Origin of the sequence: Asticcacaulis endophyticus, from assembly GCF_014652575.1 — a bacterium.
Lineage (GTDB): Bacteria > Pseudomonadota > Alphaproteobacteria > Caulobacterales > Caulobacteraceae > Asticcacaulis > Asticcacaulis endophyticus.
Map to the genome: position 1 here is coordinate 45,541 of NZ_BMZB01000010.1, position 12,015 is coordinate 57,555.

Annotated in this window: 11 protein-coding genes; 4 read left to right on the top strand and 7 right to left on the bottom strand. The window is 56.3% G+C overall.

The window, feature by feature from the left end; translation table 11 throughout:
- Positions 1–47: 47 nt before the first annotated feature.
- Together IE102_RS17700 and IE102_RS17705 are read left to right on the top strand one after the other, a co-directional pair.
- On the top strand, positions 48–1,418 hold the full coding sequence (locus IE102_RS17700) for a cation:proton antiporter (protein WP_189489280.1): 1,371 nt from the start codon (positions 48–50) through the stop codon (positions 1,416–1,418).
- Positions 1,419–1,617: 199 nt separating this feature from the next.
- Entirely contained in the window at positions 1,618–2,829 is a 1,212-nt protein-coding gene (locus IE102_RS17705) for an alginate export family protein (RefSeq protein WP_189489282.1), read from the top strand.
- Between the two features lie 109 nt (positions 2,830–2,938).
- Here IE102_RS17705 and IE102_RS17710 read toward each other — a convergent pair whose 3' ends face one another.
- Both IE102_RS17710 and IE102_RS17715 read right to left on the bottom strand, forming a co-directional pair.
- A complete protein-coding gene (locus IE102_RS17710) occupies positions 2,939–4,492 on the bottom strand; it encodes a tryptophan halogenase family protein (RefSeq protein ID WP_189489284.1) in 1,554 nt (517 codons plus the stop codon).
- A gap of 41 nt (positions 4,493–4,533) precedes the next feature.
- The gene (locus IE102_RS17715; RefSeq protein WP_189489286.1) at positions 4,534–4,767 is read right to left on the bottom strand and encodes a hypothetical protein; all 234 of its coding nucleotides are present in this window, start codon (positions 4,765–4,767) and stop codon (positions 4,534–4,536) included.
- A gap of 166 nt (positions 4,768–4,933) precedes the next feature.
- On the opposite strand from IE102_RS17715, the gene nhaA reads away from it, so the two are divergent.
- Positions 4,934–6,100, top strand: a complete 1,167-nt coding sequence (nhaA, locus tag IE102_RS17720; RefSeq protein ID WP_189489288.1) for a Na+/H+ antiporter NhaA — start codon at positions 4,934–4,936, stop codon at positions 6,098–6,100.
- Here nhaA and IE102_RS17725 read toward each other — a convergent pair whose 3' ends face one another.
- From IE102_RS17725 to IE102_RS17745, 5 genes are all read right to left on the bottom strand, one after another.
- The gene (locus IE102_RS17725) at positions 6,101–7,258 is read right to left on the bottom strand and encodes an SGNH/GDSL hydrolase family protein (RefSeq protein WP_189489290.1); all 1,158 of its coding nucleotides are present in this window, start codon (positions 7,256–7,258) and stop codon (positions 6,101–6,103) included. It abuts the gene before it with no gap.
- Complete coding sequence (locus IE102_RS17730) at positions 7,255–8,379, bottom strand: SGNH/GDSL hydrolase family protein (protein ID WP_189489293.1); 1,125 nt, start codon at positions 8,377–8,379, stop codon at positions 7,255–7,257. The genes IE102_RS17725 and IE102_RS17730 overlap by 4 nt, the downstream gene beginning before the upstream one ends.
- Before the next feature lie 258 nt (positions 8,380–8,637).
- Positions 8,638–9,852 carry an NADP-dependent isocitrate dehydrogenase gene (locus IE102_RS17735; RefSeq protein ID WP_189489295.1) on the bottom strand — a complete coding sequence of 405 codons (1,215 nt, stop codon included), beginning with the start codon at positions 9,850–9,852 and terminating at the stop codon, positions 8,638–8,640.
- Positions 9,853–9,974: 122 nt separating this feature from the next.
- The gene (locus tag IE102_RS17740; RefSeq protein WP_189489297.1) at positions 9,975–10,292 is read right to left on the bottom strand and encodes an ArsR/SmtB family transcription factor; all 318 of its coding nucleotides are present in this window, start codon (positions 10,290–10,292) and stop codon (positions 9,975–9,977) included.
- Positions 10,289–10,762, bottom strand: a complete 474-nt coding sequence (locus tag IE102_RS17745; RefSeq protein ID WP_189489299.1) for an SRPBCC domain-containing protein — start codon at positions 10,760–10,762, stop codon at positions 10,289–10,291. The genes IE102_RS17740 and IE102_RS17745 overlap by 4 nt, the downstream gene beginning before the upstream one ends.
- A 128-nt stretch (positions 10,763–10,890) precedes the next feature.
- Here IE102_RS17745 and IE102_RS17750 point away from each other — a divergent pair, with 128 nt between their 5' ends.
- The gene (locus tag IE102_RS17750) at positions 10,891–11,700 is read left to right on the top strand and encodes an RNA methyltransferase (protein ID WP_189489301.1); all 810 of its coding nucleotides are present in this window, start codon (positions 10,891–10,893) and stop codon (positions 11,698–11,700) included.
- Positions 11,701–12,015: the final 315 nt, after the last annotated feature.

Here is a 12,015-nt window from a genome sequence, read left to right on the forward strand (position 1 = left end):
GCGAGCGCTTTCCATAATTAAAAAATCAAAGGGAACGGCTAACCGTTATGTCTGCACAGCCTGCATCGCCTGATATTTGGGCACATACTATCGAAGTTATTACGACGACGCTTTCAGGCCACGGGCCAAATGGTGCCTTTACGCCGACCGATTTCAGCGTCCATTTTTTCCTTCAGCTCTGTCTGATCATATTTACCTGCCGTGTGGTGGGGTGGCTGGGTCAGCGGTTTCTGGGCCAGCCGCAAGTCGTTGGTGAAATGATCGCCGGTGTTATTTTAGGCCCATCGCTTTTGGGCTTTTTGCTGCCGGAGCTTCAGGGCACCATCTTCCCCAAGGAAACCAAGAATGTGCTCTATGTCGGGGCGCAACTGGGCGTCGGGCTTTATATGTTTCTGGTCGGAACCTCGTTCCGTGCCGATCACTTTGCCAAAAAAGGCAAAAGCGCTATGGCAGTGTCCCTGTCGGGCATAACCGTGCCGTTCCTGATGGCAATCCTGATTACGCCGTGGCTGATGACGGTGCCGGGCCTGTTTGCCGAAGGTATTTCGCAGTTTAACGCGACCCTGTTCCTGGGGGCCTGTATCGCGCTGACCGCGTTTCCGATGCTGGCGCGGATTATCAATGAGCGCGGCTTGGCTAATTCGTCGCTGGGGACTTTGTCACTGACGGCCGGCGCGTTTGATGACGCCGTGTCGTGGTGCGTGCTGGCGGTGGTGCTGGCGACCTTTGGCGGTGGCCCCGGTGTGGCGGTCGTGGCGATTGTCGGCGGTGTGGCGTGGACTATCTTTGTGGTCACGATCGGCAAGCGCCTGCTGGCGCCACTGGGCCGTATGGTCGAGCGCGACGGTGAGATGAGCTATTCGGTGCTGGCGATCACTCTGATGGCGTTTTTCATTTCGGCCTTTGTCATGGACGCCGTCGGCATCCATGCCATCTTCGGCGGCTTTATTCTTGGGGTCGTCATGCCACGCGGCAAGTTTGCTGAGGAACTGAAAAAGAAGGTCGAGCCGCTGGCCGTTATCATGCTGCTGCCGATGTTCTTTACCTATTCGGGTCTGAATACGCGCCTCGATATGGTCAACAGCGTGCAATTGCTGGTGATTGCTCTGGCCATTCTGGCCGTGTCTGTTCTGGCCAAGTTCGGCGCCTGCTATGCCGCCGCGCGTCTGTCAGGTGAGGATAACCGCACGGCCTTGGGGATCGGCGCGCTGATGAACTCACGCGGCCTAATGGAATTGATCATCATCAATATCGGTCTGCAAAAAGGTATTATCGGGCCGGCGCTGTTCTCGATGCTGGTGTTGATGGCGATTGTCACGACGGTCATGGCATCCCCTCTGTTTGAGGCGGTTTATGGTAAAAAGGCTCGTGAAAGCGGTGAGCTGGATGCCGTGCCCGATAACTCGGCCAGCAGTTAAAAATCAACCTTTTTAGGGACTTGTAGCCGGTGACTGGTTACAGTCCCTTTAAAAAACTGACGGGTTTTAAGTGAATCGTAAGGCCCGCGTCATATAGTTCCTCCTGTGTAACGAAAGCGTTTCACGGCCTCTATGCTGAGGCATGAAGCGCTTTTTTCTTTGCTTTACCGCATCCGGGGTCGGGTGCCAGGAGAACAGTATGTTCCGTCGTTTCCTTTTGACGGCTGCCGCGTTTACGGCAACCTATGCGCCCGCCAATGCGCAAACTTTCAGCGAAGCCTTGGCGGCGTCAAAGCCCATTCTCGAATCCCGGCTGCGGTCGGAAACCAACGATCAGGCGGGCTTACAAAAGGCTGAAGCCCTGACGTGGCGCAACCGTATTGGCTTTCAGAGCGGTGAGTTCAATAAGCTGAAACTGCTGGTCGAATTTGAGGACGTGCGCGCACTTAAGGACGATTACAATTCCGGCATCAATGGCAAGACGACCTTTGCCGGTGTCGGCGATCCCGAAGGCACGGAGCTTAACCGCCTGCAACTGACCTGGACGCCGAACAAAGCCGCCACCTTTATCGCCGGTCGCCAGCGTATCGTGCTCGATGATGGCCGGTTTGTTGGCAATTCCGGCTGGCGTCAGGATGAGCAAACTTTTGATGCCCTGCGCGGTGATTTCAAGCACGGCAAATGGGCGGTGACCTATGCCTATGTGTCTAAGGTCAACCGCACCGCGGCCGAAACCGCCGATTGGGATAGCGACAGCCATCTGATCAATGTCGCCTACGCCTATAGCCCGGCGCTTAAGGTTCAGGTCTATGATTATGCGCTGGATTTCGAGGGGGCTCCGGCCAATTCGACCAATACGCTGGGCGCGCGTTTAAGCGGTGAAAAGACCCTGTCGGGCGTGAAACTGACCTATGCCGCCAACTATGCCAGCCAAAAGGATTACGGCAATAATCCGGCGGATTTCGATCTGAACAGCTTTAGCTTTGATGGCGGTTTGACCCACGGTATCGCCACCCTGCGCGTGGGGTATGAAAGCCTGGAGGGCAATGGCGTGCGCGGCTTTATTACCCCCATCGCCAGCAATCACGGCTTCCGCGGCTGGGCGGATGCGTTCAGCACGGCGGGCAATAAGACTATGCCTGCGGGGCTGGTTGACCGCAATGTTGGTATAGTTCTGACGCCTGAAAGCCCGGTGACCTTCCTGAAAAAACCGGTTCTGACCCTGATCTATCGCGAGTTCGAGACCGAGACGACCGGGCTGGCCGTGGGCAGCGAATGGGATGCGATGGCGACCACGGATCTGACCAAGAACCTCAGCCTGATGCTGAAATATGCCGACTTTGAACGCGATGGCCCGCCCATGCCCGCGTCACGCACCAAGGTATGGGTTGCGCTGGAATATAAGCTTTAGGTTTGTTCGGACGCGCACTTGGCGTAGCTGTCGCCCGGCGAGGGGCTAATTAAGCCGCCATTGCGGCGGCGGCCAAGGTGGCGTAGCCACCGCCCGGCGAGGGACTAAACTAAGCCGCTGTCTCACTAAAGCCCTGATCATAGATCTGACGGATCAGGGCGCGGTGGGACGGCAGGTCTTTGGTGGCGCGCTCTCCGAATGAGATGATACGCGCAAACACGCGCTCGGCTTCGGCCGCATTGGGGAAGTTGGATCGCCCCCCCGACAGGTCGGTCTTAAAGCCCATGCCGTAGAGAATGTACTGGTAGTTAAAGAACGCGAACGATTCCAGATCGAGCAGGAAATCAAACCGGTTCGGCGGGCGGTAGCGCCATTGCTCAAGCAATTCACTTAAGCGTTCCGGCACAGACGCAGGCTCGGTATTATCACGCCAGAACGGTTCCTCGCGCTGGCTTAAGGCATAGTGCAGCTTCAGGAAGTTGATGATGTTGTCATAGCGTTTGACCATCAGTTCATTAAAACGGGCGGCGGGCGCATCGATCGGGCCGTTGTGTGGGAACAACTCCGCAATCATGCTGATGGCCACTTCGATCATCACCACGCCAGTCGATTCCAGCGGCTCCATAAACCCGCCCGACAGACCGACCGCCACGCAGTTCTTAACCCACTGAGTGGTGCGATAACCCGGCTCAAACGGGATGACGCGGGTTTGTAATTCATAGGATTTAGGGCCGATATAGCGGCGTAAGGTGGCTTCGGCGTGAGCATCCGTAGTGTGGTCGCTGGAATAGACATAGCCAATCCCGCGCATCCCATCGAGACCGATATCCCACGTCCAGCCCGCTTCGTGGGCGGTCGAAACCGTGTAGCTCTCGATCGGTGAATCAGGCCGGTCGTAGGGTATTTTGCAGGTAATGGCGCGGTTGGTGAAGAGGTATTGGCGCACAGAATGAAACGGCGCGGCCAGCGCCTTGCCGATAAGTTCAGCGCGAAAGCCGGTGCAGTCGATGTAGAGATCGGCGGTGAGCGCGCCGTGCTCATGGGTTAAAATCCGGTCAATCGCACCGGTCTTATCCAGCTCAACGCCCTTGAGGGTGCCGCTTAGGTGACGCACGCCCAAAGCCTTGGCGCGTTCAGCCAGCACATGGGCCAGTTTCACCGAATCGAAATGGTAGGCGTAATTGAGCGGCCCGGTGAAGTCGCCTTCGTGGGGGCGTTTGGGGGCACGTTGCGCTTCGGCCACACGCTTCTGAAAGGTCACCGCCTGCGCAAACGGCAGACGGGTCGCCTCATCCTGCAGCAGCCAGTAGGGCAGGAGGCCCGCCCCTTCGGTATAGAACGGCGCCTCGAACGGATGGAAATAATGTTCATGCTGGCCGTTTTGGGGCGTCTTCACCCAATCGGCAAAGCGGATGCCTTGTTTAAACGTCGCTGAGGTCTGGCGCATGAACTTAGCTTCGTCGATGCCCAGGAATTTCAGGGTATTGCGAATGGTCGGGAACGTGCCTTCGCCCACGCCGATAATACCGATGTCAGCCGATTCCAGCAGGGTGATATTGAGTTGCTGCTGCTCGCCAATATCAAAAAATTTGGCGAGGTAAGCTGCCGCCAGCCATCCGGCGGTGCCGCCGCCAACAATCAGAATGTTCCGCTTAGAGTTCATCCGCGAAACATAGCTTGGTTTTCAAGCGGGAGAAAGTCGGTTTAATTTACACCCACGGCCTGAGTTGACGCCGGATCAGAAATCGAACCTTTGTGGTTGTCCTGATATACGGCATCGGCGGCATTGTTGGTCGTGCTGGATGGGTTAATCGCTGTAAAGGCAATGAGCAGGCCGACAACCAAAGCCACCGCGGTGATAATCACCCACGGAAAGCCCCTGACCGGCGGTTTACCAGGCTCGTCGGTATCGATGTGGTTTGGATCATGAGGGGGCATTTCGTCTCTCCTTATGGGTTTTGGATAATTATGCGCTCCCTTCCATAAGGTGTCAGTGCGATGTCATTAGTCACAAATAAGCGGACGATATGGCCCGAAAAAGGGTGACCTGATGGGGATTCTCCTTATGATGGAGACTCAATGTTGAGACTACAAAAGGCCCGCCATGATCCGCAAAACCTTCTCCATGACCGCGTCATTTCTCAAAAGCGAAGCCGCGGGCGGCTTGATCCTGATGGCAGCGGCGGTGGCGGCGATGGTGGTGGCCAATTCGCCGTTGTCTGAGGATTATTTCCACCTGCTGCATGTCTATGTGGCGGGTTTGAGCCTTCAGCACTGGATCAATGACGCCCTGATGGCGGTCTTTTTCCTGATGGTCGGGCTTGAGATCAAGCGTGAGGTGCTGACGGGGCAGTTATCGACCTGGTCACGGCGGGCACTGCCCGGCATCGCAGCCTTGGGCGGGGTGGTGGCACCGGCGCTGATCTATATCGGGATTAATGCCGGATCGCCGGAAAGTTTACGCGGCTGGGCCATTCCCACCGCGACCGATATTGCTTTTGCGCTGGGGGTTCTGGCGCTTTTGGGGGCGCGCGTGCCGGTGGCGCTTAAAGTCTTTCTGACCGCGCTGGCGATCATCGATGATCTGGCCGCCGTTATCATTATCGCTATTTTCTATACGGCTGATCTGAACCTTCAGATGCTGGGGGCGGCGGGCGCGATGCTGGTACTGCTGTTCCTAATGAACCGCTTTAAGGTCAAGCCGCTGTGGCTTTATCTAGCCGTGGGCGCGGTGCTGTGGTGGTTTGTCTATAAGTCCGGCGTCCATGCGACTCTGGCCGGTGTGGCGACGGCGCTGTTTATCCCGCTCCATACCCACAAGGGCGCGCACGATGATCACCATTCGCCGCTGGTGCGCCTTGAGCACGCCCTGCACAAACCGGTGGCGTTCCTGATCGTGCCGATCTTTGGCTTTGCCAATGCCGGGGTGTCGCTGCAAGGGTTCAGTTTCGACTCCCTGTTGCTGCCCATTCCGCTGGGTGTGGCCGCCGGTTTGTTTTTGGGCAAGCAGGTCGGGGTGTTTGCGGCCGCATTTTTAGCGATCAAAAGCGGTCTGGCGCCCATGCCCAAGGACACAAGCTGGCCGCAAATCTACGGGCTATCGCTACTGTGCGGGATCGGCTTTACGATGAGCCTGTTTATCGGTCTGCTGGCCTTTCCGACCCATCCTGAAGCCCAGGATGCGGTGAAAATTGGCGTGTTGATGGGCTCGATCCTGTCGGGCGTGATCGGTTATATCGTGCTCAGTTTCTGCGGTAAGAAAGCCAGATGATCATTTGCCCTGCCATAAGGTGGGGCGGGCGTCGATATAGTCCATCAGCAAGCCTTTGAGTTTCAAATCATCGGCCACGGACGGATGCGCGTGACAGCCTGCGTAATCAAGCCCGGTGAAAATGATCGTATCGACCTTCGTTTCACCTTGTGATTCCAGGGTTGTTTCGACCTGTAAGACCTGATCGCGGATTTCACCGTCGGATTGGTCTGAGGCCATCAGGATAAACTGCGCCTTGGGGTTTTTATCGCGTAAGGTTTTGACGAATGTCACATAGGTGTTGCGGTATTCGGCGCGCAGGTCTTCGCGGGTTTTCCATTTCTCATCGGGCTTGAGCGCGGTTGAAAAGTCATTGGTGCCCAGGCCGATGACGATGATCTGTGGTTGCCAGTTTGTGGCCTTGTATTCCGTCTTGCCATCAAACAGGGTGTAGTTGTGCAGAACGGGCAAGGTGTCGCCCGCAAAGCCATCATAGTTGCGCACCACCCCGCGACCGGAAAAAGCGTTGATCTGGTAATCGGCATTATAGGCTTTGGCCGTCAGCGGGCCGAACGCCTGAGACGTGTCAGTCGTCGCCCACACTTCATCCGTGGTGCATTCGCGTTTGGGTGAGGTATTGCCATAACCGACGGTGAAGCTGTCACCGATAAACTCGATTTGGCGGAGACGGGGTGGGGGCGCGGGCAGTTCATGACCGTGCCCAACAATATAGAAACCCTCGAACTTTGCGGTATCGCTTTGGGATTCGGTGATCTTCTCAAACCTTATCCTATGAGCGCCGGGTTGCAGCCCTTTGACCTCATAATCAATCTGGCCGGGTTTGGTCAGCGTTACAGGCGGTTGATCATCTATGTATAGGCGCAGGATGTTTACGGGATCGTTCAGCCTGACAATCAGGTCTGTGCCCTCGAATGCGACCTCAGTGTAGATACCTGGCCACTGATGGGTATGACTGACCACCATCTGGGTGGGTGTGATCGAACGCCCCGGATATAGCCGCATCGGTTGAGGTTTCGCACCGGGGATCGGGCGCATAGTAATGCCGGTAATCGTGCGGCCTCCAACATGTTCACTCAGTGGGGTTGGTGAAACCTGCGCCTGAGCAGAAGCGGCTATAGTCAGAGATGCCAGAAATGCAGTTGTAATCGGTTTCATCATTTTCCCTGCCAGATGTCGGGCTGTTGATCGATAAAGGCCTCGACGATATTTTTCATGGTTTTGTGGTCGTTCAACGACGGGTGCCAGTCGCAGGCGGTAAGTTCCAGTTGCGGATAGGTCACCAGATCAATGCGGGCATCACCTGCGACTTTACGGGCAGCAAGGACGGATTTTGTAGCGGCCAGATAGTCGGCATTAAAGGTTTCCAGCGCGCCCATTATCAGAAAGGCGTCAGGATTTTGGGCGCGGATATCACTTAGGAATTTCACAAAGGTCGTTTCCCAATCGGTGCGTAACGCGGCCACGTCTTTCCATTTTTCACCGGGCTTGAGCGGCGTTGAAAAATCATTACCGCCCAGCGCAACCACAATCACCTGCGGTGTCCAGCCTTTGCGGTCATAGGGCGTCGGATCGTTAAACAGCACGCGTGGATACAGCACCGGCATGGGCCGGTCAGGCTCCATGCCGTCATAATTGCGCACAATGCCAATGCCGGAATAGGCGTTCAGTTGGAAGTCGGCATTATATGTGCGCGCCACCTGTGCCGGATAGGCTTGCTGACTGTCGGTGGTCTCAAAGACTTCGGACTTGGTGCAGTCGCGTTTGGTCGAGGTGTTGCCATATCCGACCATATCGGAATCGCCGATAAATTCGATCTGCCGCGCGCGCGGTAGAGGGGCGGGGAGAGGTTTTCCACCATCAGGCAATGAAAATCCCCAAAATGTGCCGGTGGTGCCTTGTGTTTCCGTGCGTTTTTCAAGCCGGATGGTGTGCTCGCCTTGACCTAACCCGTCGATGCGGTGACTAATCAGACCGGGACGGTTAAGAATGATGGGCGCGCGGTCATCAACAATAATATTCAGAATATTGGCACTGTCGTTAAGCTTGACCGTCACCGACTCCCCTTTAAATCGTCCTTCGATATAAACGCCGGGCCACTGGTAGGTGTGCATTTCCACACCATACATTTTCGTACCCAAGCTCTGTTGTTTAACGATAAGTTCTTCACCGATTTGGGTGCGTCCAGAGACATTAAGGGCATCGAGATTTATAGCGTCAGGAGGCGTTGAGCACCCTGAGACGGCAAGTGCCGATAGCAATGCGATTGCGATCCGTTTCATCCCTGCCCCCGTCTTATAATTATGCCCCACTCAATCCGGCCATGACAGCCTTGTCAAGCGCGGCCAACTAAAAAGGCCGCCCGCAGAACGGACGGCCTTCATTACATTTTATACCCCCCGACTTGTCGGGGAGGGGGCCGCACGAAGCCGTTTGCGGCTGAGATGTGGTGGTGGGGGCTAAGTCAGAACCCCCACCACCATCCTTCGCTTTGCTCGGACGGTCCCCCTCCCCAGCAAGCTGGGGAGGTATGATATTGGCTAGACAGTAAGGGCCTTGCTGAGGTTCTCGGAGATCTTGTCGAGGAAGCCCTCAGTCGTCAGCCAGCCTTGCTTATCTCCGACCAGCAGGGCCAGATCCTTGGTCATGAAGCCGGCTTCAACCGTATCGACGCAGACCTTTTCAAGGGTCGCCGCAAAGCGCTCCAGTTCTTCGTTACCATCCAGCTTGGCGCGATGCGACAGGCCCTGGGTCCAGGCAAAGATCGAGGCCATCGAGTTGGTCGAGGTGGCTTCGCCCTTCTGGTGCTGGCGGAAGTGACGGGTGACCGTGCCGTGGGCAGCTTCGGCTTCCATGATCTTGCCGTCCGGAGTGACCAGAGCCGAGGTCATCAGGCCGAGCGAGCCATACCCTTGCGCGACCGTATCGGATTGCACGTCGCCGTCATAGTTCTTACAGGCCCAGACGAACCCGCCCGACCACTTCAGCGCCGAGGCGACCATGTCGTCGATCAGGCGGTGCTCATAGGTCAGGCCCAGTTCCTTGAACTTTGCCGCATATTCGGCCTCAAAGATTTCGGCAAAGATGTCCTTGAACCGGCCGTCATAGGCCTTAAGGATCGTGTTCTTGGTCGACAGGTAAACCGGATAGTTGCGCGAAATGCCGTATTCAAATGAGGCGCGGGCAAAGTCGCGGATCGACTCGTCAAGGTTGTACATGCCCATAGCGACACCGGCGCCGGGGAACTTGAACACTTCGTATTCCTGCACCTTGCCGTCGTCACCTTCAAACTTCATGGTAAGCTTGCCGGGGCCGGGGACGAGGAAATCCGTCGCCTTATATTGGTCACCAAAGGCGTGACGGCCCACCACGATCGGCTGGGTCCAGCCGGGGACGAGGCGCGGCACGTTCTTGCAGATGATCGGCTCACGGAACACAACGCCGCCCAGGATGTTGCGGATGGTGCCGTTGGGCGACTTCCACATTTTCTTGAGGTTAAACTCTTTTACGCGCGCTTCGTCAGGGGTGATGGTGGCGCATTTGACGCCGACGCCGCAGGCGGCAATGGCGTTGGCCGCGTCGATGGTGACCTGATCGTCGGTGGCATCACGGTTTTCCATGCCCAGATCATAATATTGCAGGTCGATGTCGAGATAGGGGTGGATCAGCTTGTCCTTAATCCACTGCCAGATGATGCGGGTCATTTCATCGCCGTCAATATCGACGACCGGATTTGCAACTTTGATCTTAGCCATGAGGTTTCCTTAAAATAGACCGGCGCTTCGCAGGAGGGCGCACAGGGCCATTCCCGCAGCGAGGGAGGTTTCCCTATAGACGAAAAGAGGGTGGGGATGAAAGGGGGATTCGACACCGTATATCAGGCGTCGTCCTCATCCAGCATATCCCCTAACCTATCCAGCCGCCTTTGCCATAGGGGGCGGCGGGCGCGGGCCCATTGCTCCAGCACCTCAAGACCTGCCGGATTTATGGCGCACGACCGGACGCGGCCGATCTTTTCGGTCTTAATAAGACCAGCGGCCTCCAGTATGGCCAGATGCTGGCCGACTGCCGTCAGGGTCATGTCATAGGGGGCGGCCAACGCCGATACGCTTAGCGCTGTATCCGTCAGGCGCTCCATCATGTCGCGGCGGGTGGCATCCCCCAGCGCCTGAAATACCTGTGCGGCGGTGGTCAAGCTTCGGTATCCAGAAACGCAGACAGGCTCTCAAACAGCTTTTCCCAGCCATCTTTGCGCATCTCAGGCCCGTCCGAATTTTCAAAGAAGGCCCCCTGATGTGTGCAGGTCAGGCGCGTTCCCGCACCCTCTTCGGCAAATTCAAAACTGAGCAAAGAGCCTGAGAACGGTGTGCCATTCATCATCATGTTTGAGGCACTGACGATACGCTTCTGATCCACTATATCCAGAAAGATGCCTTCTGAGGATATGACCGCGCCCGGAAACGGCGTATCGTCGCCCATCACCCAGCGCGCACTTTCATGGCACCCGATCTTAAACTCAAACGCGATATGGTCGCCAGGGCGTGCCCCGCCGTCCGGGCTTTGCCACTTCGCCCGCAAGGACGGTTCGGCAAAGGCCGCAAAAACTTTCGCCAGAGGGTGAGGGTAGGTCTTGTCGATAACGAAAGATGCGTGAGTTACGGGCATGGTGTATCTCTCTTTCTGAAAGTAAAGTCAAAACTTGAGTATCATGCGGTGAGTCAATGGTCAAGTTTTAGCTTCACTATTTAAAAAGCCGGTTTGCGAGTGTTGCCAGTTCCCTTATAAGCCGCCTCATGAAAGATAAACGCCCTGCGCCTGAGCGCGATCTTAACCTGACCCCGCCGTGTGTGATCCTCGATCGGCCGCAACTGGCCGACAATATCGGGGCGGTCGCGCGCGTCATGGCCAATTTCGGTTTGCATGAACTGCGTCTGGTGGCGCCGCGCGATGGCTGGCCGCAGGAGCGGGCCTGGTCGATGTCGTCAGGGGCGAACTGGCCACTGGATGAGGCCAAGGTGTTTGCGACGGTGGCTGACGCGATTGCCGATCTGAAGCATGTCTATGCGACGACCGCCCGCCCGCGTGAAACTCAGCTTCCCATTGTGACGCCGCGGGGGTGCGCCGATACTCTATATAGGGATGCGCACAACCACACCAAAACCGGCCTGTTGTTCGGGGCGGAGCGGGCGGGGCTTGAGACTTCGGATATCGCCCTGTGTCAGGGCATTATAACCATTCCGGTCGATCCCCATTTTCAGTCGCTCAATCTGGCCCAGGCGGTCAACATCGTCCTTTATGAGTGGCGCTTGCAGGTGCTGGATGCGCCCAAGCCGGAGTTTACCCAAAATATGCACGCGCCGGCCGACCTGAATATTGTGCATGGCCTTTATGGTCAGCTTGAGGATGAACTGGAAAAGGCAGGCTTTTTCTTTCCGCCGGAAAAGAAAGACTCGATGGTGCGTAACCTGCGCGTTGCGCTGGGGCGGGCGCGATTTACTGAACAGGAAGTGCGCACATTCCGGGGTGTAGTAACGGCTTTGACTAAGGGTAGGGGCAAAGTATTGGCTAGGCGGGCTGAAACTCAGGAAAAAGACGGCGATTAGCCCCTGTCTGTGGGTAAAACATAAAAACGTCATAACCGGCGTTGACTCACCCGGATGGGGCCTATAGAAGCCGACCTCCCGACGACGGAAACACACACAAACGCTTTTGCGACGACGTTCTTCGGTGAGGTAACTCACTGATAACTAAGGCCTAAAGTGGTGTTAAAGTCTGAGGGTGTCGGTCAAAATTCTGAAGAACTTCGGTTTCTGAAATTCTTTCAAAAAGTTGATTGACAAGGCGTTTGGTAGTCACTACTTACGCCGCTCCGCTGATGGGATTTGGTTCTGGTTGGTGGTGTTGATGGGTTAGATTTT

Bases quoted from the DNA above. Each gene is read 5' to 3' on its own strand.
- IE102_RS17700 (WP_189489280.1), top strand. From the start codon at position 48: ATGTCTGCACAGCCTGCATCGCCTGATATTTGGGCACATACTATCGAA.
- IE102_RS17725 (WP_189489290.1), bottom strand. From the start codon at position 7,258: ATGATGAAACCGATTACAACTGCATTTCTGGCATCTCTGACTATAGCC.
- IE102_RS17735 (WP_189489295.1), bottom strand. From the start codon at position 9,852: ATGGCTAAGATCAAAGTTGCAAATCCGGTCGTCGATATTGACGGCGAT.
- IE102_RS17715 (WP_189489286.1), bottom strand. From the start codon at position 4,767: ATGCCCCCTCATGATCCAAACCACATCGATACCGACGAGCCTGGTAAA.
- IE102_RS17750 (WP_189489301.1), top strand. From the start codon at position 10,891: ATGAAAGATAAACGCCCTGCGCCTGAGCGCGATCTTAACCTGACCCCG.
- IE102_RS17730 (WP_189489293.1), bottom strand. From the start codon at position 8,379: ATGAAACGGATCGCAATCGCATTGCTATCGGCACTTGCCGTCTCAGGG.
- IE102_RS17745 (WP_189489299.1), bottom strand. From the start codon at position 10,762: ATGCCCGTAACTCACGCATCTTTCGTTATCGACAAGACCTACCCTCAC.
- IE102_RS17710 (WP_189489284.1), bottom strand. From the start codon at position 4,492: ATGAACTCTAAGCGGAACATTCTGATTGTTGGCGGCGGCACCGCCGGA.
- IE102_RS17705 (WP_189489282.1), top strand. From the start codon at position 1,618: ATGTTCCGTCGTTTCCTTTTGACGGCTGCCGCGTTTACGGCAACCTAT.
- nhaA (WP_189489288.1), top strand. From the start codon at position 4,934: ATGATCCGCAAAACCTTCTCCATGACCGCGTCATTTCTCAAAAGCGAA.